Here is a 26,113-nt window from a genome sequence, read left to right as displayed (position 1 = left end):
TTATAAAGGAGTTGCTTTTATATATTTATCCCAAATCTCTCTCCAAACTTCATGTTCCTCTACGACATTCGTAAAACCTTTTCTCTTTATAACGTTCACATCGCTATATTTATATTGCCCTACATATAAAATTACACCATTCCTATTTATACTATAATTCCTCACATACTTCACTGCTTGGAAAAGGCTTTCTTTCTCGCTTAAACATTTCTGAAGAGTTATTTCATTTACAGATATTCCTAAAAGAGCTCTATTAGGTATAAAATCACCTGTTTTCACACAACTAAGACGAAATGATTGTCCATCACTTCTCTTACATAACAACATGCTACTTTTCTTTTCTCCTTCACTAGAGTATACTATTGCCAGACATTCTTGAATACCTCTCCCCCACTGGGTTACAAAATCCTCAGAATCTCTAATAACAAAAACAACTACATATGCATGTAAATTTATTTTTATACCATAAAAATAACGGCATTCTTGGTCATTGCCAGATTTAAACTTATCAATAAATTGTTCAACATATTCAGAGGGTATATTCTCTCTAAAAATATCATTCAATGAATCACTTACAATAGTGCCACAAAAAACAGAGTCTTCCGTTTCTTCTTTAAAATGATCTAAATAATCCTGAAAAGCACTTTCCTGTGCCATCAGAAAAGAAGAAAAAGACAAAAACAATGTAAAAAGAACTTTTTTCATACGCAAATTACAATTATTATTTTTATTCAAAAAGGAATTACATATTAATATGGATCAAGAGTTGAGCATCCCGTAACTTCAAATTGTTAAAATACTATTATTAATAACCAACTTACAAATATAGTCCATATCAAGTATTACCCTAACATTCTCAATCCATATTCATATCATTAAAATAGATGCTTTACATGCTCCTCCTTTTATCTACTTATTTCAACAAAACAAACATGTAAAGTTCTAATATTAACTAAGATTGATATTTTCCCCTGCGGATATTAAGTGTATCCATGAAAATAATAATAGCATATTATCAACTACAACTATACTATTTATTTTATTTCATAAAATTTTTCCACATCATCAGATGTGTATATCTTAGTTGGATCAGAACTTTGAGGATCGGTATATTCCAAAACCGTCCGACCATCCTCTTGTTTTGATCCCCTTACTACAATTGCATGATATTGATCTTTACCATCTACAGTTTTACCGATATACACAAGCCCCATTCCTTTAGGTGCAGTTCCACTCTGATTTATAGTAGCTTGGAAAGAGTGACTATCCATTTTAGTCACTTGGGCGTTTAAACCATTTTCCATAAAATCTTCAAAATGAGTACTTGACATTCCTTGCCTTAGAATCTCATTAATCTTATCTAGAGAATATCCTCTTGCTTTCAAATAGTCTCCATATTCATTTCCTATTGCCACAGGACTTTCCCCTAGTAATTGTCCAACACATAAGAAGAAACAATCAATATCCTGATAATTCCGTCCGCCAATGCTCTGAACACAAAGATTTAAAATATCATCTAACAACTTACTAGTTCCTACTTTATTCACTTTATATCTATCTTTTTACAAACTTTATTTATGGAAACTAAAATATTTTTTAAAAGCATGAATATATTTATTCTTACATCTTAACCATTTATTAACAAAAAGCTAAAGTATCTTGATAAGATCAATAATTCATCCCTTCATATTTTTATTATATTTTATCTCTTAAAAATAATTCTATAAAATAAGCAATACATTGAAATGCGAACTTTATCGTGTATCTCCCCAATCATCATCAATTATTCCTACACGCATTTTACTAATCAAACGTTTACCATCAGCAACTCCATCTCGTACTATAGTATCTATCTTAGATGGGTCAAAATCGACACGTTCTGCCAAATTAGAATTATATGAAACATCCAGATATTGTATATTTTTATGATTTAAGGTAATAGTACTAAGATTATTATGCGATAGTATAATCCGATATAAAGGCTCGCTTATACCGATACTACTCAAGGAATTATAAGAGAAATCCAATTCTTTCAAAAAAGGTATTGCATTCTCTCCTATATACACACGAGCTTTATAGTGATTATGTGAAAGATTCAAGTTCTCTATTTTTTGAGGTAAAAAATCTACCACAAGGGTATCCAACAAATTACCAGACAAATTAAGTGACTTTATTATATAACCTGATAAATCAGGAAAAGCCACAATACTATCATTTGACAAATCATAATAATCCATGGCCGAATCCTGAGGTAATAAAAAGAGCTTCTCCAGTTTTGTTAATTCTTCAACAACAGGAAGTTCCACAACTTTGTTCTTATTCCCTATTTTACAAGATATTAAAAAGAAAAAGACATAACCTATATTTTTCATATTCTCTTATTTAAAGTCATTTCTATATTCATCTAGTGCCGTATCGATCACACCATGATTATATTTTTTCATATAATCATGCAAACCGTCAGCAAAATGTTCTTTATACTTGTGAGTATTCTCATCAATAAATATATTAACAAATTCTTGACTATATCCTTGTTCTCTAAATATACGAGCTGCTATCGCAGCATCACCATTAGCTTGTTTAGTAACGTCATAATATCTTGCAATATGATTAGCATGTTGAGCTTCGTGAGCTAATATAACTACTAAAGCTTCTTCCTTTGTTTTCACTTTAGTCCAATCATAGTCAATATTATCATCCTTCAAAATGCGATTCCAACCATCTTCATTTATAAATTGAGTATTAAAAGTCACACAAAATTACAGGTAATCCCGCCGCGGCATATGTACTGATTCGAGCTGGAATATTCAAATCATCCCAAGACGCTTTCAACAATTCACCATTGTTATGACTTTGTAGACAATGAACTATCCGGCATCATATTGTGACAACTCCTTAGTCCAATTATCTGCAGAGACATGGTCATGAAAATGCTTTGGAGCCATTCGAAACCGATGAAGATTCTCTTTCTCACGATTATTAAGGAGACTCGCAAAGAGGGCACTCCATTCTAAAATCAGCATATAATTTTTCTTCATCAACAAATTTATATTTGGACACTCGCATTTTAACCGGAGACTTCGCTTGATAGTGGCTTCTGTATTTATTCAGAACTCCACCATATTTTTCGCCGATTAAGCGATGACGCTGAGCAGGATGGGAAGTCCAATAACAAGTAATTTCATTCGTCATATCGAAACTTCCAAGAGATGTCAGCTTATACCAAAATATAGCAAATAAATCCTCACTTACCCATTCTTTTCTCTCCACCCAACGTTTATCCGTGTTCCTGTGAGCAGTCTGGACCAATTGCAAACAATAGTTTTTCCTCAATCCTTTACTTTCTGTAGAATCCGTATAATATAATGTATCTGTAGAATCAAATTTCATTCCTGTATATACAAGAAATGTATTATTATTCTCCTGAATTTTTTTATAAACTGATTCCAGATGATCCTCATAATAATAGTCGTCAGATGGCAAGTAAGCAATCAAGTCATGTTTAGCTGCCTCAAGCCCCTGATTAAGGGCATACCCCAGCCCCTGATTGCTTTCATTCTTAATATAGACAATACGGTCATCATTCAGAAAATCACTAATATACAATTCTGTTTCATCGGTACATCCATCATTTACAATGATCAGTTCCCAATTCTTATGCGTTTGTTTATATATACTGGATATTGCCCTTCTTATAAAAGAAGCTTGATTATAAGTAGGCATTATTATAGAGAAATGCGTATTCATATTAGATCTATTAAGGTTAACAATCTTGAAAACAAAGATAAACAAGAAAAATATAATAAACAAGAAAAAAGCAAGAAAATAAAAAATATAATGTTACATTTATTGATATTATTGATTTTTACATTAAAAGTATTTTCTTTGTATAGAAAACTATTATAAAAAACGATGGAAGACAATACAGTAGAGGAAAAGGTACAACGTAACGAAGAAGTACAAGCAATTATAGACAGGATGTCGACCAGGAGTGCAACTTACGCTATCATACTTACGCTATTACTTGCGAGTGCAATGTTACATTAGGGTTTATTATAAAATATCCCGAAACTGTAGACGGACAAATTTCCATCACTGCGCGGTTAGCCCCCGTCAGATTAGTAGCTAATACTTCTGGAAAATTGCATTTACTTGTTAATAGCAATAGTTTGAAGAATTCCATCTACTACGAAATATCTTCTTTTCAAATCCTATTCCTACATGAATTCAGATCATTTAAAAAGTATAAGTCAAACATTATTGCTTGTCCAAAAGAGCATCTGCAGTTTCCTGGATCAAAGTATCATAAGTTACAAAAGGAATACCCAGCCCTTTATACAATTTCAATTCTGATATGTATTGCAATCTTTGCTTATTTTGGTTAATAATTCCCCGACGCACTTCTTCAAATTGCTGTCGAGGTAAAGCATGATAAAGTACATAATATACATCGACTTCATATACAACAATATCACCAAAGGAAAATGCTGATACTTTTAATTCTTTTGGATGGGCATCAGGCTCACGACGAATTTCCCTCATAAGCTCTCTTCTGATTAACTTTTCCTGGTCTTCTTTCAACAAAGTATAAGAAGAAACCAAGGAAATAAACCTGTTTACGACATTCATCGTATCAGTAGGATTATACCGCTCATGTATCAAATAATCATTCTTTAGAAAAGAGACCATTTCGTCTTTATCATCAGAATAAATTGAAATGCCGCAATCTTTCTCGTTCAGACTTAAAAGCTGATCGTTAATATAACCCTTATAGATCTCCATAAATTTCTCTACAGATCCATAACGAACCTCCAACATTTTTTTAAACGGATACAATTGTGCTCCCCCATCGGTGAGTCCAAAAAGATATTTACCATCCTTTTTTATACCATAAACTCGATATATAGGTAGATATGGAACATTGATCGCCTCATTTTGGAAAGAAACGAGAAATACACTATCAGGAGTAAAAAATGGTTTGGTATTAATATGATTCACTGTAAAGAATTCACTATCATAATCCCTCAATTTTCCAAATCGATATTGAACATATAGAGTATCTTCATTTTGGATATATATATTTAAAGATTCAATACTATGTATAAAAGATCCATCAATAGCAGGTAAAAAAGCGTCGGGAATATACCTGACAACAGGAATAGTTTTATACAAGTTATCCTTACTCTGACTATAGGCTATGCTAAGCACTGAGAATCCCAGCAAAAAAAATAAAAACAGTCTTTTCATATTTCCATTCATATATAACAAATACATTTAAATTATATCCCACGACACAACCTTCTATATTGACAATAAAAATAAAATTATATTGTTCATAACTATCTCACAGACTTTAAATATAGTTCATATTGTAACATCTGAGCTTTTTCATTATCATAAGACCAATTATCATTTCGACGATACTTTACTGTTTTATAAAATTTAGAAAGGTACTTTTCTTCATTCATTTTTCCTTCTTCCGTAAAAAAGCATTTAAATATCATAGACGGTCTTCCCCGTTTACAAGCATAAATTCCTGTACAATACATATACTTTCCTTGATAAAGATTTTCTAACGGAATCTGAGATACAAATACAGTATCTGCATTAAAAGGAGTATCTTTTCCTATATACGTAGTGACATACTTTTCCCAAACTATCGATATAGTATCTGAATCCATCCCTGGTTTTAAAGCACAATGCAGATCATCCAACATTTGATTTCGAGGTAAAACAGGATCACCCGTCCATTTCCACGGGACCTCTTTATTGTCAACCAACATAAAATTCATGTTGGGATACAATATAAGACAATTTCCATCTTTTGACTGCATCATCCCACTATAAACAGCCCCCATACCTCGTCCCCTTTTTCCTTGAGATAAAATAACCGTTGACCTTTCCCAAACAAAAGTCTTTGACCGTTTCCAACTAATATCCATAACCTCAGATATATACTTAGAATAATCTGAAAATGAATTCTCTATGCTATATTGAGCAGAGACCTCTGCTACAACACAGTTGCAATACATAATCAGTAACAGCACAATCTTCCATATGATCCTGCTATGTTTAAAATTATATGATCGTTTCATATCTATTCAATTTGTTTAAATCCTGTTTTAAAATGGTTTAAATAAAAAATTAAAAAAGTTTCTGTCCCTGCACAATAAATGCTTTATCTGAAGCGACCAAACAAATAATAAGGATGTATCAAACAGATTCAATGGAAACCGAGTGGCAATATATAACAAAAATGTTGAACCTGCAAATAAGAAAGCGAAAATATGATTTGTAATCAAAACTGGAGCCCAGTGTTGGTAAAATAGATAGCCAAAGCATTAAATGAGGTAATACCCAGTCTCTGAATGGAGTTGACGACAATAAAAAAATAAAAGGCATCAAACGTCATATTGTTATGGATAGGAATAGCTTTCTTGTTGCAGTAATAGTTACACAGCCAACAGTTATAGCTGCAAGACAATTCATCTGTTAATGAGATAATTAAATAAACTTTGTTCGGGAATAAAATCATATTGGTAGATGAACGATAGATGTACTTTCTGACCTTCCCGTTCAGGTTCTCAATTAGGTTTGTGGTATAAATTATTTTTCTAATCTTTAAATGGAAATTAGAAGAAAACGGTCAGGTTAACCCAGTTATTACTCCATGTAAAGTATGGCATGAGCAAACGAGTTCATATATTCCCATGCCTTTTTAATATTAGTATGAAATATATGTGCACCGTATTTGTGTACAATAATATCATTTATCTTTTCCGTATACACATTGCCGCTAACATAATTACGTTTGTCAATAATAATACAGGATATTCCTTTGACTACCAATCGATAGGCAACTATTACCCCGAACACTCCTGCATCGACAATTAGGTAATCATAGTGTTTCATTTCCTTTATTCATTAAATACAATCCTAAAGGAATACTTATTTCCTGTCGTTTTTCAGGCATATCTGTAATTTGATATAATAATCCATTAATGTCTATATCGACAACCACATGACAACCTCCCTGTGAAAAAAGGATTTGTTGCCATAGCACTTTTTTATAACTTTCTATCGACCATTTCCGATTTTTATTAAACGAAAATCCCACCATCTCTACCACTTTTTCCTTTAAAGGAGATGAACCTATTTTATTCAATAAATTTAAAAGAATCACAATATCTCCATGTTCTTCATCCTCAAATTTCACACAATCCAACAGCTCAATTAAGATTTTCCAAATTAATTTTTCGGTTTCTACCATATAAATTTTCTCCTCTTTTAAATTAAGGAGAAAATACAACATAGAATTTAGCAAATCCAAAGGTTTCCGTTTATAATCATAAATATTCAGGCAATAATACCGACATGTATTTAACAAATCCTTCACTTGATTGTTGTAAATAGTCAGTATCCTTTTATTTTGTGGTTTAGATAACAGGTAAACCGCTGGTGAAAGCATGGAGAAATCAGAACCAAAACCCACCGAACTCCCAGAAAAAATCTTGGATTCTATATCGATTAAAGCATCATTAGCTATTTCTACGAAGCCTTGAACACTAAGATAATTAATTCCCCAGCCTATTCCAGAAAGCCCTTGTTCAATATCATTTATCTGGATTTTCCCAATTTGGTCAAATACTTCATCCAGTAAATTATCAGCCTGTTCATTATATACTGTGTTACCAGTATATCTCGCATACTCATAGTAGAACAATGCTACTCCCATTTTCCCTTCCATCAGTCCGATATTCTCTGTTTTTTTCAGATAAATATCCATTCTATTCGCTATTAACTGTAGCTGTTTATTTACAATAGTTCGTTAAGTTTTGAATTAACAACTAAAAAGTAGGTCAAGTCCTACCAATTCATTATATTAAGGGTTCCTACATCCTGAAAAAAATGAATCTGAACGAACTTGACCAATATCTTGAGATAATAAATAATTTGCTGAGTCAGTCAGCTGCAAAGATAAACAAATGGCGTGAGAAATTTATGCTTGAAGTACTACTTTTATATCTGATTATCCCCGGTAGGATTAATTTCCTTCAACTGGGTCGTTATGGTCGCTTTTGCGAACAACGCTATCGTCAGCAGTTTGGTCGCAAGTTTGACTGGCTCTGCTTCAATGCGACTTTGGCTGAATCTCAGATAAGTAGCCGTGTTGCTATCGCTTTCGATCCGAGTTATATCAGCAAGTCAGGGAAATGCACTCCCTATCTGGGCCGTTTTTGGTCCGGTTGTGCAAAAATGGCTAAGCATGGTCTTGAAATCTCCGGTATAGGTATTATTGATATGGATCTTCATACCTGCTTCCATTTGGAGGCCGTTCAAACGCCGCCTGTGAAAACCTTGGAACAAGCTAAATGGACATTGATAGATTGGTATTTGCATGTACTTCGTACCCGTAAGGGAACTCTTCAGCAGCTGACCAAGTATGTAGTTGCCGATGCTTATTTCTCTAAATCCACTTTTGTGGATGGTGCCCTGGATATAGGATTCCATGTCATCAGTCGTTTTCGGGATGACGCTTATTTCCGGTATCTGACGATGGAACAACCTACGGGTAAAAAGGGCCGACCTAAATTGTATGATGGTAAAATTGATATGAAACACTTGGAAGAGGAACGTTTTGAAATTATTCAGTTGGAAAAGGGAGAGGGACGAATACTTTCAGCAATCGTCCACTCCCGTTCCTTAGGGAGAAATATTCGATTGTGTATTTGGGAAAGTGATGACAAGAAGGTGCGTAAGTTATATTTCTCTACGGACACGCAGATGAAAGCGATGGATATACTGGATTATTACAGGACTCGTTTTCAAATTGAATTTTGCTACCGGGATAGCAAGCAATTCACAGGGCTGACCGACTGCCAAAGTCGCGACTTGGACAAACTGCATTTCCACTTTAACGCTTCATTGACCAGTGTAAATCTGGCAAAAGTGAAAGCCTTGGAGAAGGGAACTGTTCTATCAATGGCATCTGTAAAGGTGCTGTGCCACAATCTTTTTCTTATGCAACGATTTATTTCCGTGTTAGGGATTAATCCTAACGAGGAAATAAATCGAAGACTATGGGAAGAGGGAGTGAAATTTGCAGCAATTGCTGCGTAAATGTTAATTAAATGTTTAACGAACTATTGTATTTATATCCATATATTTTTTATTTTGCCCAAGTCCCAAAATAATAATGTATGGCATAGGCCTCTCTTATACTTTGTTCGAGACATCTGTCCCAACAGCCCTTCTTGGCAATAGTGGCAAGGGAAAGATCGAAAGGATTAATATACGTAGGTGGTATCAAATAAACTGTTTTTCGTTCTTCCTCCGGTAAACTATTGTATATTCTTCCTAACACCCACTGTCCTGTTATGTTAAACACACTATCTTTGAGATGGGCAATCGAGTGAGCGTATCGTAGGTTCTCTTTCGAAAAAACGTGATGAATAATTTTTTCCATGTATACATGTTTGGGAATCGCTGCCATCAATGAATTATTGATGATAAAACTATTTTTGAAAATTTTACTGTGGGAGACCGGTTCTCTAGAAATACAGCATATCTTATCGCAAAGTAACTCATCCATAGGATGTAGCGATTCAAAATCAAAATCAACATACATTCCTCCCATTTGATAGAGAATTAAATACCTGATAGCATCCCATCTTTGTATGTTTAGCGGGAAACCATTGTAAATATTCCAATATTAAGGAAAATATTCCAAAATGAAATCATTCATCCGTTGCTCATTCCAATAGATGTATTTCCACTCAGGATAATCATATTTCCATGTTTCTGCCATTTTTGCAAACTCTGCTGGTAAAGGCTTCTCTTTATCTGACCAGATTTGATGAAGAATTTTAGGTATTAGATATTTCATCATTATATTATTCATTTTTTAACTCATCCCAACATTTCTTATATCGAGATATAAAAGTGTTGTTATCTTTGCTTACATTTAATGATTTTTTTTGCAGAGGAATGCTTTCTTTGATAAATAATATTCCGTCCATTTGATATGAAGGATTTATCCACTCTGTCATTTCATTAGGAGCTATTCCTACAGAACGACTGAATAATAATTTTGTGGGCAGGAGTGAGTGGGGAACATAGAAACTATCTAAAGGAACTTGATTCAACCAATACTCTAAAGAACCAGGCTTTGACTGATTCAAAAGGCAATACTCCATTTTTTTTAAATAATGATAGTTCAAGGTTTTTCCCCTATCTGTAAAAATACCGACAGTAAAAAAACGGTCACTGTAATGTTGTTTGCACAAAGCACCAAATGGACTGGAAATAATAGACTGATCGGCATTGTTAGAGGTGTATTTTACATGCATTAAATGACTATAGATCATTGATTTTACAGGACGATGGGATGAGAACAATTCCATCATGACTTGTATTTGTTCAAACATAAGACTATCGCGTGAAAGCTGTTCGTATTTCACTTTTTCAATCAACTGTAAACATGTCTGTATGAGCTGTGCCTCCTGCTTTCCGAGCTCTTTCTCAAAATAGTTTTGTGATTGAAAGAATGCTATAGATTCCTGATGGATTTCTTTTGATTTTAATATCAATTGAGCAAATTTCCTAAGTTGTGAATTTTGTAAGGAGCGGTTAATTGTAAGAAGATATTCACATAAGTCCAATTCTGTTTCCAAATATGCACTAACATCGAAATCTGTTCCCAATATCCATACTTTTTCTTTTGTCGTTGAATTATATTCTTTGAGCCAACGGAAGAAGTCTATCCAAGCGTCAGAAAATAAAGAAAACTCAATTATAGAACTGATTTTATCAATCTGAAAAGCACTGTCTCCTTGTACAAACCGATTAACGTATAACATTTTGGATAAGGGCAATTCGAGTAGAATCAGTTTGCGCCCTCCATATTTTATTTCGTTCATAAACAACCGGATTATTGTGCAATTAATGTTTTCACTTCCATGAACTGTTTCTCCAAAAGCCACTATATCCTTATCTCTTAGTGAATGCGGCAATGAATCGCTCCACATCATAATATCTTCTTTATGTAAAGGAGGTTCTGCGAAGAAGGGATATGTAGTGTAGTCTGTTATATTTTTGCCGTTTACTTTCATTTCTATTCTATCCAGCCACAGATTCTGTATACTTTTTTTTACGACGTTCATTCTTCTTTGCTGTAAAAATGGTGTCATTTCCTCTGATTCCGATAGTAAGTCCCAGTAGAACTACTCCGCATAATGATACGTTTTTCCGGAATGTTTTCCATTCTTTACAATTGTTGAAAAATAAAGTATCCGAATAGAGTACCTCTTCTTTTTCATCGATACCGTTTATTGCTAGAAAACCGCGTTTCAATTCCTGACTTTTACAGGTTAATGATACTTCTATGCTGTCTTCATTAATCACAGGAAGAGGTAACCGGTTGTATATTGTTCCTTGCAGCATAAAGTACACTCCCCCTATACAACATTGTTTACATTGAACTGGGTGTTTATTCTTATAGGTTTGTGTACTGTCAATCATCATAAAAAAAGCAGCATGTTTTCCCTTTTTCCATTCTCCTTCCGGAGTAAAACTAAAAATGTCAGAAACTTGTTTTGTTATATTTTGTTGCTGAGCAAAACAAGTATACAAGCTACTTAAAAGAAGCAGAATAGAAATGGCTACCTTCATGATTTTATTAATAAACAAATTGATTAATGAATATGATATTTATACTATTGAAAATTTATTTAATAGATATTTCCGAATACAGTAATCTCCCTTGATAATATCCAATTTCCTTTCTTAGCATCATATACATTGAACTTTATTCGATATGAATTTCCACTTTTAATCACTTCATTATCAATATAAAATAAAGCAGAACTATCATATCCCATTTGTAATAATGTTGCTTGTATATCTCTATGCATACGATCCATTGCATTCTCCATATAATCCCAATAATCAGAAAGTGCTCCTGTATATTTAATTGTATCAATTATTTTATCTAAAGCACTCTCCATTAAGTACTCAAGATTATCCATTGATTCGCTTCTTATATAGTCCGGAAATGTATAATAGTCTCCATCACCTGGGAATATATAAATATCAGGAAATGTATATTCCCATCCATCTACATATCCTCCCTCCCATGTACCATTATAAACCATATCCCAATATTCTTCTTCTGTATAATGATCATTCCCATAGTAGTTCCCATAAATGACTACTTCATCCAGTTCTCCTCCGTCCATATCCCAGCCATATTCACCATAGCTGTTGTTATATCCATATCCCCCTGTAGAGAAAAGCCCCATGTCCATATCCGGTGCCCATAGATCATTTGTTATTTCCTCGGTTTCTTCGTTATTAGTAATGGCAGAACTGTTATCCATAACCATTTCTATATCTGCTACATGCGGATTGGGAAGAAGCCATTCATTTTCATCGTAGGGGATAAAATTAGCACCCACATAATGTCTCATCTCTTCTTTGTTTAAAACCGGGTAATATAATCAATCATGATTTGTCTATTATCCCAATATTTGACATCCAATATTTCGTTGCCTCTTTCATCATAATCTTGCGCACGAACAACGTGATCTCCACCACTAGAAACAATCATCTACTGATTTTTCCCGATCATCCATTCTGTGAAATATCTCTTTTCAAACATTTTTTCTACATCATGAATTTGCAATGATAACTAGATGCCATATTAATCATAAGGTATATTCAGATAATTTGTAAACTCCCACCTCTGATTTACATATGAAACTCGAAAAAAAGCACCTGGGATAAGAGTTCCATGAATAGTCTCTAATGGATCTATACTCCACAAAGGCAGATTTTCGGAAGCCTCTTTCAGTAGATCGAAAAGAAGACAGATATTTTTATTAGGATTTGACGGAGACAATAGATATAGAAGCGGCTTACCCTCTGTATCATTAGCAAGCAGAATTGAGAATTCCTCTTTCTGAGAAATATGTGCAGGAACATTAACTGTATATTCCACATTCATAAATCTGGTGAATCCAACAGCACTATAATAATAAATATCCGACCAGATACCATCCATACTATAAATAGCACGTTTTATGGGACCAGTTTGCTCTGCAAGCACTTGTTCGTTTCCCAAACGTATAAGAGTTCCAGGTCCTTTCTGATAGCTAATCCTCTTACGGGATAATATTTTTCCTTTATTTACCTCTATTCGCGTTCTCCAGGCAGTAAGTGTATCTCCTAAAAAAACTACAGGAGATTGATAATCTATTATTTCTCCAGTGAACCATGTAGCAGGTATTCCTTTCATTCCTGTTACTCCTTTACCATATTTCTGAATTAAAGCTTTTTCATATTCCAAAGCATTGTAACCTCTAATTCTCCTCAGATACAATGAATCTCCATCATTAACCCATTCTCCATAACATCTATCAAATTCTGCCATAGGAAGTAATGGGTAAGACGAAGACAAAACATGGGGATATCTTGTCTCTGATTCAAATACTACATTGAACCCTTCAAGGTCAGGGGTGAAATTTATAACTTCTGATTTCGTCTTAAATAGGTCAATCATTTCAGAAGGGGTAAGTGTTCGTTGTTGATTTAACGACTGACTATAAACAAATCCAATGCCCTTAATCAAAAGTAAAAAAAATAAATTTTTTTTTTTCATTCTTTCAATACTCCTTAATATATCGTTAGTATGGCACATATTCTCCATTATAATAAATAGCATGATAAGTATATCGATATGCCCATTCCATATCTGCTCCACTCGGATTAGAACTATAATTATGACTATGATATATAGTATCATACCCAGGAATATAATTCAATTGAACCACTTCATCACTTTTATTACTTGTATGAAGAATCCAATCATTTGTAGAGCTATTTACTGTAGCACCCCACTCAACATCTGTATAATATACTAAAAATTCGAAAAGGCTTTTGTCAGCTCCATTTCCTACTATAGCAAAACCTCCATCATATGGATTATTTTCATCTTTACCCAAAGGAACAATATCTATATCATCTGATGTAAGCGTCATATCTTGTCGTCCAAAAGAGCTTTCAATTGATATAACCGTTTGTCCAAAATAAGCATCTGGATTATCAAAATAACCTTTGCCATCTGGACCTAATAAAATCCATCTACCACCAACAATAGCAGACGTTTCATCAACAGGTATCAGTTTCATTTCATTTTCCAACTGATCTAAATTAAGTCTTGTAATTCTTTTCATAATTTAAAATTATTAATTTACATAAATATTGATATTAATAAAAGTTTTTATCATCAAAAAATGGACTTTTAAAATTTGTTTTAATTATTGCAAATATTTCTCTATATAGTTTTCCAAGATACTTTTCTATTTTAATTCGTCAGAATTACCTACTATCTATTCTTCTTAGTAAGAACAAATAAATAGATCGGAAATAAACTAAGAAAACTAATAAAAATCAAACACACTCTCAATATATTACTCCTATATAACATATTCTATAACTATTTCCATAATACGCAAATATAGAACAAACGATTCAATAAGTAAAATTTAAAATAATTTATTTATTATAATCCTGATTAAAATCGGATAAAACCCTTTCTTTAGAAGCTCAGTTATATATTATTTAGTTATATATTCCCCTATAAATTAATCAATTTCAAAATTTACAATCTTTTGCACTATGCTATCAGCCTTTAACATAAAAAATATTTACTGGTAAATTTTAAATTATTTAACATCACAATCAAAGAAAAACTGATATCTAATGACAAAGCTAATCACAATATACCTACAACAATGCCTTAGAGTGAGGTTTTCACTATTCTTGATGGTTACAAACACCTAAAATATTTTTATATTTTATACAATTAAAACACAATGTCTACAAATTAACCCGACTTACAAGAACAATATAATGCAATGCAAAGATATTACAACGCCATCATGAATGCTTGGAATAGCTTCTGCATGTTACGAAAAACAACTCTCTATGATTTTGCAAAACAAACGGAATTGGAAGATTTATTCTTCTAATCTTCCAATTCCGTCACCAATCAACATTCTAAGAATCTATATTATCTCATTGACCACCCACCGATCATCTCATTAATCAATTTCTCTCTGCTCTGTTTACCCCAATTGCCCATCATCCCTGTTATATATTGCCTTGTTTCAGGTTTAAAAACATTAGGATATTTCTGCTCGACCTCGTCCAAAGAATACATTTTATCATCTCTCAGATAAAGTACTAATAAATAATTCATTAAATCAGGTTCAACAGGCTTTTCATTTAAGCGTTTTTCGAATAAAGATACAGTCTGTTTATAGTTTTCCGATGCCAATTGTTTGTTATCATTCACTTCTAAGAGCATTCCTTTCCCCATAAGATAATAAGGGTCTTGCACACATAATTTCTCCATTCGCATAATCGTTGCTAATGCTTCTTCCTTCTCACCTAAACGCATTAAGTAAATAGTTTTATTTGCATATGCTAATTTATATGAAGGATCATTAGCGATCGCCTCATCCAAAAGGTTGATTACCTTATTTAAAGAATCCGTATTAGTAAAATTGCGCGTGGCTATTTCTATTGCCTGATTATTCTTTTGCACAGCTAATGAAGGTTTCTGAACATTTGCACAGCTAGTGAATAAACATAAAAGTAAGCAGATAATTGTTTTCATATCTTTTTATAGTTTTAAATGATTGAAATATAAAATTAGCAAATAAAAATCACTTCCCTTCATCGTCATATTTTCTCATATTTCACTATTATCCAAACAGTTGCATTGCGTCATCTATTTCGTGACACTCCAAACCATCCTGGAACAGGGAAATAAAAAGGAGAACGAAGATATCCGGGATGTGTCATTCTTCCTTCTTCTACCCGCTTCTGTAGCCGACGCAGAGCAGTAGCCTTTCGTAGTCCACACAACGCACAGAGCTGACGCGTAGTGATATAATCATGATCTTTAAAGAATTCCGCCAATTTTCCATCAATCTCAATATCACTCAATTCTTGTGAACGACGTGTTTCACGGACTTTCTCAAAGGTAGTTGCTTTCAACTTCCGAAGGAGCTCTTTCTCCGGAGTAAAAACAACTCCTGCACAGCGAATATGCTCCGCACGCATTTCTTTTGGCGAACGAACCTCCGGAGATTCCGCCTTAATACGAAATGAACCGACACCTTCAATATGGATACTGTTCCCATTGGACAGTTCATCTTTGAAAACATTGGCAAACTCTATAAAAGACCCGATGACATCACCTTTTCTCAAGCTGCTTCTTGATTCTATAATTCCTGCAATATCTTCGAGGGTCATCGTATCACGTACCACCAAACGGGCATGATATCTTTTTTTATTGGAATCTTTAGGTTGCGGAGTCAGAAAGAAATCATAAAGTGCACTCATATACTAATTGCATTGTGCGCAACTGTTAGCTAATTTACGCGGTAGTTTTATTTATTTTATGCCAATCTATTGACTGACTCACATTATGTGCAACAGCTAACTCATATATCATACAACAGTTGTTGCACAAAATGCGAAACAGCCATCGCACAATTTGTGCTACAATTAATATGACACACCAAAATTACTAATTTATTTAGTTAAAAACAATACTTTATCGAATAATTTCAGATAACTCACTTTTATGAAAATCATTTATCTATATAGTTGCAAATCCGCTTTTTCGAATTATATATTTGCGTCTCACATTCTCGAAGTATTCACTATAAAATAGAACAAAAATGAAAACAATGATTCAAAAAATGTTAGAGACGCTGAAACAATTACTTGTACGCACAAAACAACAGGCTGACAATGAAACAAATGTATCTGAAAAGCCGGAGAAAAAGGTAAATACAGAGAAGCAAGAAAGTTCCGACGGGACTTCAAAAAGGAATAGAAGTCAGGCTATGACCGTTCAATTGCGGAAATATCTGTTAGAACACTTTACATTCCGCTATAACACTCTGACAGGAGCCACCGAATTCCAATTGAAAAACACAACAGATTGCTTTCGACCCATTAGTGAAAGGGAAATGAACGGAATGATTGTAGATGCCCGGCTGGAAGGTATCCCTTGTTGGAGAAACGACATTCCAACTTTAGTATTATCCAGTAAAGTTGAAGCTTATAATCCTTTTCATCTTTACATGAAAGAGCTTCCGCTATGGGATGGAATAGACCGAGTGACTCCTTTATTACTAAGGGTATCGGACAATGAGTTATGGCAAAAATGCGGACGCTATTGGTTACGTGCCATGGCCTCACAATGGACCGGCGTAGAGCGGACTCACGCCAATACACTGACTCCTATTTTAATCAGCAGTAAACAGGGGTTGAACAAAAGTACTTTTTGTAGATCTTTACTACCGGACTCACTCCGACATTACTATCTTGATAATTTAAATCTGGCTACCAGCACTTTCCCCGAAAGGAAACTTGTTAAAAATGGATTGATTAATCTGGATGAATTCGATAAAATCAGAGAGAGCCAACAAGCAAACCTAAAAAATTTGCTCCAAATGGTCAATATTCCTATTTTCCGTGGCAAACGATTGGGATGGGTAAATGAGAACAGACTAGCTTCATTTATAGCTACAACTAACTGCTACCAGATACTAACCGATCCTACAGGAAGCCGCCGTTTCCTTTGTGTGGAGGTGTTGCACGCTATCTCGGAAGAACCGCTGGAACACAAACAGATATACGCCCAACTAAAAGCAGAACTGAAAGCGGGTAAGCCTGATTTTCTAAACCATGAAGAAGAGCAACTGCTACAACAACACAATAAAGCCTATTACCGTCAGTCACCATTAGAAGATGTGTTTTATAACTGTTTCCGACGACCTTTGGAAACAGAAAAGGGGATCTGGCTTACCGCATCGGAAATTTACAATATATTACATCGATTCAATTCTTCCGCTCTAAAAGATACGTCTGTCAGATCCCTATCTTTACGCCTTCCCGCAATGGGATTCTTTGCCAAACATTCAATGCATGGAAATCGATATTATGTGATGAATCTTCAGTCATAATGGTTGCTTCATTTTATTTCTCTATGAGAGAAGAAGTTACAGGAAAATATGACATGAACCAAAACTGATTTCATATTGATATTAGTATGAATTCCATAGGTTTTTATTGCTCTCATTTAATTGAAAGTATACAAAATCTATGGAATTCATAATTTATCTACTATTACCCGTCTCTTTAAGTCTTCTAATATTTTGGGTCTTTGTCGCTCTCTCTGTAGAAAATGCTTTATAGCATTAGATAAAATTATACTATCTTTATCACGATTCTCTACAAACGGATTCTTAATAAAGAAAATGCCTTTATAACGTTGATACAAATTATATGGATAAAACTCTTGGGAAGTATGTCTGTTGCCTTTCATCCTTGATAACGACATATGATTAAAATGAGATATCATCGGAATATAAGAAACATTACTTTCTACCTGATTCAAAAGAGATTCTATACTTCCGGCAGGAGGATTCTGTAATTTTCTTTCTACATTAGTAAGCATTCCATCAGACAAAGTGGCACTCCCTTGACCAATTAACAAAAGTACAGGCCAATAATCATCCGAATATTGTTCCTTCAAATATTTGCCTAAAGGAGTGCAATGCACTACAGGATAAGTTGAAATCGGATTAATATGTACAGCATGGCTATAGACAACGGCTTTTCTGTTTGAAGAAGCAGAAAAATGATCTAACAAAAACTTCGTATTGACAAACATAACCGAATCACGACCGATGAACCGTTTGGATCTATCCATTCCCATGTCACGAGAAAGAGTTAGAATATGCAATATACATTCTAATTCATCAGCCGTCAGCAGTCTTTGAATTTCATCCTTATGCTCATTAATATATTCAATCGCTTTATTCCAATCTTTTTCCATCAACAAAACGGACAAATAATCAACCGCAAGTATCTTCTGTTTGCGATTCAGATGAGTCAAAAAATCAAAAATATAAATTGCCGTATTCTGCTTTGGATTCCAAGTTGAGCTATAATCCATACCTAATAATTGAACTTTATCTTTTCCTTTTTTAATCGAATTATATTGCTTCAATTCATTCATAAATTCCATTCTCTGGCTGTCAATAATCGAAGTCTCAACTGAGTCAAGAGTAAAACTTTGATCTGTCACGTATCTGTTGTATACAAATGACATTTCCATTGGCATTTCCCAGATAAGCAACTTACAACTTTGATTCTTCACATTCTCTATCATCAGTTTATATACAAGATGACGAATAGAACTATTTCCATGTATTGATTCACCTAAAGCTAAAATTCTTTTGTCTTTAAATTCATCTATTCTTTCACAGATCTCTTTTGTATCAGGTTGAAAGGGGATAATCTTAATATTTTTATTTAAAGATAGACTGGGCAATTCTCTTAATGGGTACTCGTTGATATCTTTGTTTCCTATCTTTATGTCCAATTGGGATAATACGATATATGCTTCTTCTTTCTCATTTCCTTCTGCATGAATTCGAATATTTAACATATCAATGCCATGCAGAGGTATTACCTTTGAGACTATACTTAAGACACTATCCGGTACAAATTTTAATGTATCAGAAAAAATACACTTTTCCTCACTATCTAGTCCATCCAATAATATTGAAACTTCTCTGAGATTTTCACCCCTACTCTCAAAAAGTAATCTACCTTCATTTTCTTTATGTACAGGGAGAATGATTCGCTGTTCAAATTCAGTCACCAAAGGTCCAAGTTCCTTTATATTCTTTCTTGAATATAAACGAAAATTATAAGGAATGCAATTATAACCTAAATAGCCCGCATTTTCCATCCAAGGATAAACAATTGTAGAATCTGGCTCCACTGAAAAATGTAAATTATATACATCTGTATAATTCTTAGAAATCGATTGAGGAGCGCAAGAAAACAAAAGTTCCACCATAGAGGAAAATATAATAAACAAGCTCTTATTCATAACTACTATTCTCCTTCTATATACTCTATCGCCTTTTTAATCCACGCATCTTCTCCATATTTCACATCTTCCACCGTCTGCACCACAGGAATATCAATTTTCACTCCTACCCGTTGATTCATTCCCCAATTGGGATAGAAAGCACCGGCCATGGTATAATTGATTTTTATTCCGTAAGGAAGAAAAAAGTAACCGATATGTCCATTTGCTCCGGCTGTCTGAGTCCCGATAACTGCACTGCGTGGAGCTGCCCGATAAGCAATGGAAGATAATTCTCCGAAACTCTGCGTCCCTTCATTGACTAAAATAGCAATCTTTCCTTTAAAATAATCCGGATTCTCTTTCGGACCGACATTTCCCTTTATATCCAGAAAGTAATTGCCCGGATATTTTTTTGAATTCATAGAGAACCACATATAGGGAACAGGCTTAGGATACAGATATTTCTCAAGGATATCCTTGGTATATAGTTGCGGATATTGCCGCATATCCAGTATAAGTCCTTTTGAATTTATACGGCCGGACATTAGTTCATTCAATCTGTCCGCACTTATTTGCGCAACATTGATATAAAGAATATCTTTCGATTCTAAATCATACTCCTCAGGCATTTTCCGTCCCACTACTTCGGGCATGGTATAAACTTGAGTATGCACTTTCCTTTTAGAAGTCCTTTTCCCCTCTTTTACAGTAACAGTTTCTTCCTCTTCTTTCGTTAAAAACATTCTACGAGCCACGTCTCTTTTTAAGGTGTTTTCATTCGAAGAAGCTATGATTGAACGGAATTCTTCGATAAGCTCTTGAACAGACTTGTCGTTTACAGCTTTAATAACGGCTCCCCTATCTATTTCCTTCAAATGGGTAGATTCTACTGCATAGTTACCATCCGCAGTTAATGTTATCCCCAAAGGAAGCCCACGCATTCTGGAACCTTTGACCGGAAGTTCATACGTTCCATGCGAATCATTGATCTCTGCCAACAATTTTTGTATAGAGAGATACAATTCACTTCCGGAAACCGGATTATAAAATTCCGGAAGATATTTTTCCAAAAGCGTAGACCAAGGGTGATCTGTAAGATTGACGTATGGGAAACCATATTCGACAGCATTCCATAACCGGTAAAGTGTGAGAAGACGAAATCCCTGATCTTTCCAACTTATCCCCGGATAAACTTTCTCTCTGCGGAACTCCACTTCCTCTTTCCCAGCCAAAGGAGGAAGATAGTAATTAAGTACGCCATTTCGTTTGGCATTCTTTATCTTTACCAGTTTCTCCGACAGGTCTGTATCAAAAAGCATGGGGTCTTCCAACCACTGTAAATAAGCAAACCTATGATATTGGGTAGAATCTTTCACTGTATAATCTTCGGTTTCTGTAATCTCTCCATACTTGTCTATCCATTTACTCAACGCACGATTGCGCTCCTCTTTATTCTGGGCACGTGCAATCTCAGGCAATACCCTGAATAGCTCAAAGTCCCAATTATACTTTCCAATCACTACCTGAGGATGATAATATTTAAGAAATCCCCACACCTTACCTAATACAACCAGATTCTCCATTACTTGCTGTATAGGTTCGGTAAGAGCCACGCGAGAGTCACGCATAAATTCCGTATCCTTGTCCACTTCGGCAGAAGGGTCCACCAATATGTCAAGCGATTGTCCGTCTATCAACACCTGACAGTCGCTAAGCCAGAGTTTCATATCGCCTGATGTCATCAAGCGGAAAAAAAAGAACGATGTACGTGTTAGTGGCATTTCCACCGAAAAACTTTGCCAATCCTGGTCTCCATTGCACTCTACTTCAGTACTCTCATTTTCGAAGGTATTTAAGAAAGTATCGAGTCCGATTGCAAAACGGACCTTGGCATTACGTGCTTGGGCGCATTTATATTTACCGCTAAAAACAACTGTCTTCCCCACGATATCCCGATTTGAAAAATGAAACTGCACCTTGGCACCTTTTCCCTGTGACGACCGGATGAACAAGGAAGGCTGATTGCCATATAAGGTTTGCGAATCAACTTGTGTTTCCGAATCATCACTGGCCCATGCCATTTTGAACCTCTGCAAGCCAGGATCGGAAAGTGCATGAACCTGTACGCCATCAAAAGATAGGAATCCTTTTTTGCCCTGTTGTGTTTGTCCATGTGCAGCAAAAGTGATGACTAAAAACGATAATAAATAAAGTAGTTTGTTTTTCATAATAGATGTATTAAATATCTCTGTACACCAAAAATCAGATTATGGGAATCAAGTCGCTACGAAACATTCTTATTCCGTTCGGATGACCAGCTCTTTTCCTTCTTTGAGCAGATCATGTGAGATGAACCATCCATCTATATTTTTGCCGTCATAGGTAATATTGGTAATCTTCTTCCCTTTTCCGTCTTTACGAATTTTAAACTGAGTGCCGTCGCCTAAAGTAAATACTATTTCATCGAATAAGGGAACGGTCATAATATATTCCGGATCAGCAGGCGAGTAAGTGTAAAGTCCGATAGCATTGAATACATACCAGGATGACATTTCTCCGGCATCATCCATACCTGAATAAGCCAGTTTATCAGCTCCCATGTCATAGAAACGATCCATAATACTGTCAAGCACGCATTGCGCTTTTTCTTGCTTGCCAATGAAGTAATAAGTATATGGCACACTGTGGTCAGGTTGATTACCATGGCAATAATTTCCAATAAATCCTGTCATGTTGTGTGCTTCATATCCTCTCCAAGGTTCGGAGAACAGAGAATCAAGTTTCATCTCCACAGCCTGCTTGCTAGGATAGAGAGCAATCATTCCTTCCGGATCATGAGGAGCAAAGAACAAAGATTGCCAGGCATTAGCCTCCCGGTACATATAAGCATAATAAGGATAATAGGGATCAAAATCTTTAATCCATTCTCCATTGGCAATACGCCCTCTCCAGAAACCGGTACTGGGATCAAACAGATTTTTATAGTTTTCGGAACGCTTCATCAGGAGTTTATAATTAGCGTCATCCCCCAGTTCTTTAGCCAATAATGCAGTAGCATAATCATCATAAGCATATTCTACAGTTTTCGTTACGGCAGCTTTATACTCATCCCAAGTAGGAACATTCGTGGTGTCTTTTTCTGCAATCCAGCCCTGGCGGATATATTCATCCAAATAAGGTCTGCCTCCGCGACCGGGAATAGTGGCATTCTTCAACAGAAGCCGATAAGCAGCCTGAGGATCAAATCCGCGAAGTCCACGCAAGTAGCTTCCAGCAACAAAAGCCGAGGCATGGTCGCCATGGAAGAAAGTTGGCATATAACCATTTCTTTTTTCTCCCCGGTCAGTGATAGAGCGAATAATATCTACTGCCACATCCGGTGATAACATTTCCAGCAGTACCAGTTTGTTACGATAGTCATCCCAGAAAGATGGATCTGTATAATTATTGAATCCGCCATTGACCACTTCGCCTTTAGCATCCGTATATTCCCCGTTCACATCGCTTCGTAGCACCGGCCACAAGAATGAGCGGTACAGGCAAGAGTAGAAAATTCCTTTTTCACGTTCACTACCGCCTTTTACGATTATTTTGGATAATTGTTTTTCCCAGATATGATCAGCCTCCTCACGAACCTGAGCAAACGATTTGTCCATCATCTCCTTTTCCAGGTTCAACTTCGCATTTTCTATGCTTACAAAAGAAAAACCGATTTTGAGTTCCAATGGATTTGAGCCTTTACTGTCCAAGAAATCAACCAGGGACACTTCATGTTTATCATCTTTTACCTGCTCTATATCTTTTATCTTGTAATTTGAGATTGCATAGAAGTATATCCTTCCTTCGCCATTCTGAGAACCCGTAAAAGTATTCTCATCCACCTTTTGAATGCTCCAATCGCTAATCCGATTATTCGACCGCATCATATCGGCTACCAGCTTTTTATCATCTTCTTTCCGGAAGGTATATTTATGGTAAGCACAGCGCAACGTAGAAGTAAGTTCGGCATTGACATTATATCTTTCAAGAAACACTTGGTAATAGCCCGGATGTGCCGATTCATTCCGGTGACTGTATTCGGAACAGTAATCACTCGGAGAGATTTCACCGGTTACAGGCAGCAAAGGGACATGTAACAGGTTCCAATGTCCTTTGTTGGTATGAGAGAATCCGTAGATTACTGTATCTTCGTATTGGTATCCGGCTCCACTACGGAATTGGGTGATAGGACTTAACTGCACCATTGCATTAGGCAACGACGCTCCGGGAAATACTTCAGCACCCCAAGTACGCTGTTTCATTTTACGGACATACCCCAAATCTTCCGGTTCCCAAAGAGTAGCGGTTCCTAAAAAGGGATTTACATACTTTGTTAATTGTCCGGTTGGCCTACAACCTGTGATCAAAACTAAGAGTACTAAAAAAAAGATGTGCTTCTTCATGACAAAAAAATAATAAATGAGTAATGTGTGTGTTGTTTCAATCTACATCTAATAATGAAAACTCAAATATATAACTTTTTATTTAGACTTTATAGTTTTCATCAAGAAAAAAGAAAAAATAGGATTACACTATCTTCAAGTAGAAAAAGAAATAGGAATTCTTATCTATTTCTTTTTAAGAAAATACGGTTTGTGATCGTATTAGGTAATTCGGATTCATAATGAGTCACCATAATCATCGTTTTATCTCGACGACGGCAAAAAGCTTCGATAATCTTCTTCACACGACGCCTATTATATGTGTCTAATCCATGAAGGGGTTCATCTAATATTAATAATTCCGGGTCCTTCACAAAAGCACGTGCCAGTAAGGCTAATCGCTGTTCGCCACTGGAAAGTTGCAGGAAAGGCCTGTCTTTCAATTCTGCAATACCGAATATATTCATCCACCACTCACAGATAGCCATCTGGCTAGGCTGAGGACGTTTATATAACCCGATACTGTCATGCAAGCCACTGGCAACAATCTCAATAGCAGGTAGATTTTTAAGATAGGCGCGATGCATTTCAGGACTCACATAGCCGATATGTTTCTTTATCTCCCAAATGCTTTCTCCGGTACCTCTTTTCCTGCCAAACAAACTGATGTCACAAGCATATGATTGAGGATTATCAGCACAGACCAAACTAAGCAAAGTAGACTTCCCCGCACCATTCTCACCGCTCAAAGCCCATTTTTCGCCACGGCAAACAGTCCAATCAAGGTCTTTCAAAATCGTACGGTCGCCATAACGGATACTGACTTTGTTAAGCTTCACCACTTCGTCAGAGTCATAGTTATTCCCGTCATAAGGTAATTCAAGGACACTTTGTTGCAATTCGTCAAAAGATACAGGCAGATCTCTGGAACGAAAAGCCTCAAGATAAGCTTCTCTTTCCATTTTGGGAAATACTATCTTTTTATCAACAGGAATGACGTGAGTGATGAAAGAAGGGATATCGTCCAACATAGAAAGCACCAGAATAATCTGAACGGAAGACATCTTTGTCAAACGGTCGAGCAAAGAAAAAAGAAGTTCGCGGGTAGGTGCATCCAAACCAATAAATGGATTGTCCATAATCAGTACACGGGGAGCTGTCAGAAGAGTTTTTGTTAATTGAAATTTTCTTAGCTCACCGCTTGAAAGAAGGATTATCTTCTTTTCAAGCATTGGTTCGATACGGAAAAGCTCAAAAAGTTCTTGTTTCAACTGTTCATCCTTGATTTCTCCCAGTATCTCACTTACTGCAGGAGCTTCGTCCTGATCATGAGCATTCCACCGTTGTTGATAGTAATAATTGGCATCAGCGGCCCCATAGGTATCACGAAAAGCTATGTACTTTACATTGTCATAAACAGTCTGAGTTTCCGAAGGGGAGAAATCGTATTTCAAGGTTCCCTCACGCAATGGATATTTACCTGTCAATGTATCAACAAAAAGACTTTTGCCCCCACCATTAGGACCCACAATAGCTATATGTTCGTCGGCGGCAATTTCGACTGTAGCAGGTTGGGCTAAACGCACCAACGGATTACGTGCTACGCCACCCACCATACTGAATGTATTTTGCTTCATAATACCTTTATCCTGTTTTAATAATTGAGTACAAAGGTAACTCTTTTACAACAAAATGAGATATTTTATGAACAAATTGATTAATTACG

General features: G+C 35.3%; 24 protein-coding genes and 1 pseudogene. 2 read left to right on the top strand and 23 right to left on the bottom strand.

The features are described 5' to 3' along the window. The 10 genes and pseudogenes from CZ225_RS07165 to CZ225_RS07125 form a co-directional block, all read right to left on the bottom strand. Entirely contained in the window at positions 1 to 705 is a 705-nt protein-coding gene (locus CZ225_RS07165; protein WP_077153552.1) for a hypothetical protein, read from the bottom strand. 329 nt (positions 706 to 1,034) lie between these two features. Next, positions 1,035 to 1,547: a hypothetical protein gene (locus CZ225_RS07160; protein WP_077153551.1), complete on the bottom strand. Its 513-nt coding sequence runs from the start codon at positions 1,545 to 1,547 to the stop codon at positions 1,035 to 1,037. A 207-nt stretch (positions 1,548 to 1,754) separates the two neighbouring features. Beyond that, positions 1,755 to 2,372 carry a hypothetical protein gene (locus tag CZ225_RS07155; protein WP_077153550.1) on the bottom strand — a complete coding sequence of 206 codons (618 nt, stop codon included), beginning with the start codon at positions 2,370 to 2,372 and terminating at the stop codon, positions 1,755 to 1,757. A gap of 6 nt (positions 2,373 to 2,378) precedes the next feature. Beyond that, positions 2,379 to 2,753, bottom strand: a complete 375-nt coding sequence (locus tag CZ225_RS07150) for a hypothetical protein (protein ID WP_077153549.1) — start codon at positions 2,751 to 2,753, stop codon at positions 2,379 to 2,381. Between the two features lie 226 nt (positions 2,754 to 2,979). Beyond that, entirely contained in the window at positions 2,980 to 3,747 is a 768-nt protein-coding gene (locus CZ225_RS07145; protein WP_234983014.1) for a glycosyltransferase family 2 protein, read from the bottom strand. 510 nt (positions 3,748 to 4,257) lie between these two features. Further along, positions 4,258 to 5,247 carry a hypothetical protein gene (locus CZ225_RS07140; protein WP_129585764.1) on the bottom strand — a complete coding sequence of 330 codons (990 nt, stop codon included), beginning with the start codon at positions 5,245 to 5,247 and terminating at the stop codon, positions 4,258 to 4,260. Positions 5,248 to 5,339: 92 nt separating this feature from the next. After that, positions 5,340 to 6,095, bottom strand: a complete 756-nt coding sequence (locus CZ225_RS07135; protein ID WP_129585763.1) for a hypothetical protein — start codon at positions 6,093 to 6,095, stop codon at positions 5,340 to 5,342. A gap of 461 nt (positions 6,096 to 6,556) precedes the next feature. Then, positions 6,557 to 6,674: pseudogene (locus CZ225_RS24280) on the bottom strand (transposase); the annotation flags it as partial. Then, positions 6,664 to 6,912, bottom strand: coding sequence for an NAD(P)-binding protein (locus CZ225_RS24275; protein WP_077153545.1), 249 nt, complete (start codon positions 6,910 to 6,912; stop codon positions 6,664 to 6,666). The pseudogene CZ225_RS24280 and the gene CZ225_RS24275, both read right to left, overlap by 11 nt. Then, positions 6,899 to 7,786 (bottom strand): glycoside hydrolase family protein, encoded by an 888-nt coding sequence (locus CZ225_RS07125; RefSeq protein ID WP_077153544.1) that lies wholly within the window; start codon positions 7,784 to 7,786, stop codon positions 6,899 to 6,901. Before CZ225_RS07125 ends, CZ225_RS24275 begins: the two co-directional genes overlap by 14 nt. 122 nt (positions 7,787 to 7,908) lie before the next feature. On the opposite strand from CZ225_RS07125, the gene CZ225_RS07120 reads away from it, so the two are divergent. Continuing rightward, on the top strand, positions 7,909 to 9,120 hold the full coding sequence (locus CZ225_RS07120; protein ID WP_077152843.1) for a transposase: 1,212 nt from the start codon (positions 7,909 to 7,911) through the stop codon (positions 9,118 to 9,120). 49 nt (positions 9,121 to 9,169) lie between these two features. Here CZ225_RS07120 and CZ225_RS07115 read toward each other — a convergent pair whose 3' ends face one another. From CZ225_RS07115 to CZ225_RS07075, 9 genes are all read right to left on the bottom strand, one after another. Continuing rightward, positions 9,170 to 9,703 (bottom strand): glycosyltransferase, encoded by a 534-nt coding sequence (locus tag CZ225_RS07115; RefSeq protein WP_262483222.1) that lies wholly within the window; start codon positions 9,701 to 9,703, stop codon positions 9,170 to 9,172. 9 nt (positions 9,704 to 9,712) lie between these two features. Further along, entirely contained in the window at positions 9,713 to 9,889 is a 177-nt protein-coding gene (locus CZ225_RS24265; RefSeq protein WP_234983013.1) for a glycosyltransferase family 32 protein, read from the bottom strand. Between the two features lie 4 nt (positions 9,890 to 9,893). Then, entirely contained in the window at positions 9,894 to 11,162 is a 1,269-nt protein-coding gene (locus tag CZ225_RS07105) for an erythromycin esterase family protein (RefSeq protein ID WP_077153541.1), read from the bottom strand. Beyond that, entirely contained in the window at positions 11,119 to 11,670 is a 552-nt protein-coding gene (locus tag CZ225_RS07100) for a hypothetical protein (RefSeq protein WP_077153540.1), read from the bottom strand. Before CZ225_RS07100 ends, CZ225_RS07105 begins: the two co-directional genes overlap by 44 nt. A gap of 59 nt (positions 11,671 to 11,729) precedes the next feature. Beyond that, positions 11,730 to 12,467: a hypothetical protein gene (locus tag CZ225_RS07095; protein ID WP_077153539.1), complete on the bottom strand. Its 738-nt coding sequence runs from the start codon at positions 12,465 to 12,467 to the stop codon at positions 11,730 to 11,732. Positions 12,468 to 12,700: 233 nt separating this feature from the next. Beyond that, positions 12,701 to 13,429, bottom strand: a complete 729-nt coding sequence (locus CZ225_RS07090; protein ID WP_159441759.1) for a DUF5030 domain-containing protein — start codon at positions 13,427 to 13,429, stop codon at positions 12,701 to 12,703. A 253-nt stretch (positions 13,430 to 13,682) separates the two neighbouring features. Further along, complete coding sequence (locus tag CZ225_RS07085) at positions 13,683 to 14,231, bottom strand: JAB-like toxin 1 domain-containing protein (protein WP_077153537.1); 549 nt, start codon at positions 14,229 to 14,231, stop codon at positions 13,683 to 13,685. Positions 14,232 to 15,070: 839 nt separating this feature from the next. After that, a complete protein-coding gene (locus tag CZ225_RS07080; protein ID WP_077153536.1) occupies positions 15,071 to 15,679 on the bottom strand; it encodes a tetratricopeptide repeat protein in 609 nt (202 codons plus the stop codon). A gap of 110 nt (positions 15,680 to 15,789) precedes the next feature. Then, complete coding sequence (locus CZ225_RS07075) at positions 15,790 to 16,410, bottom strand: HU family DNA-binding protein (protein WP_077153535.1); 621 nt, start codon at positions 16,408 to 16,410, stop codon at positions 15,790 to 15,792. Positions 16,411 to 16,751: 341 nt separating this feature from the next. On the opposite strand from CZ225_RS07075, the gene CZ225_RS07070 reads away from it, so the two are divergent. Continuing rightward, positions 16,752 to 18,044, top strand: coding sequence for a VapE domain-containing protein (locus tag CZ225_RS07070; RefSeq protein ID WP_083714603.1), 1,293 nt, complete (start codon positions 16,752 to 16,754; stop codon positions 18,042 to 18,044). A 146-nt stretch (positions 18,045 to 18,190) separates the two neighbouring features. On the opposite strand, the gene CZ225_RS07065 is transcribed toward CZ225_RS07070, so the two are convergent. The 4 genes from CZ225_RS07065 to CZ225_RS07050 form a co-directional block, all read right to left on the bottom strand. Beyond that, positions 18,191 to 19,984, bottom strand: coding sequence for an erythromycin esterase family protein (locus tag CZ225_RS07065; RefSeq protein ID WP_077153534.1), 1,794 nt, complete (start codon positions 19,982 to 19,984; stop codon positions 18,191 to 18,193). A 5-nt stretch (positions 19,985 to 19,989) separates the two neighbouring features. Beyond that, positions 19,990 to 22,194 carry a S41 family peptidase gene (locus CZ225_RS07060; protein ID WP_077153533.1) on the bottom strand — a complete coding sequence of 735 codons (2,205 nt, stop codon included), beginning with the start codon at positions 22,192 to 22,194 and terminating at the stop codon, positions 19,990 to 19,992. A 69-nt stretch (positions 22,195 to 22,263) separates the two neighbouring features. Beyond that, on the bottom strand, positions 22,264 to 24,408 hold the full coding sequence (locus CZ225_RS07055) for a GH92 family glycosyl hydrolase (protein WP_077153532.1): 2,145 nt from the start codon (positions 24,406 to 24,408) through the stop codon (positions 22,264 to 22,266). Between the two features lie 161 nt (positions 24,409 to 24,569). Beyond that, complete coding sequence (locus CZ225_RS07050; protein WP_077153531.1) at positions 24,570 to 26,024, bottom strand: ATP-binding cassette domain-containing protein; 1,455 nt, start codon at positions 26,022 to 26,024, stop codon at positions 24,570 to 24,572. Between the last annotated feature and the right edge of the window lie 89 nt (positions 26,025 to 26,113).

It is taken from the genome of Bacteroides bouchesdurhonensis (assembly GCF_900155865.1).
GTDB lineage: Bacteria > Bacteroidota > Bacteroidia > Bacteroidales > Bacteroidaceae > Bacteroides > Bacteroides bouchesdurhonensis.
This window is presented reverse-complemented; position numbering and strand designations above follow the sequence as displayed.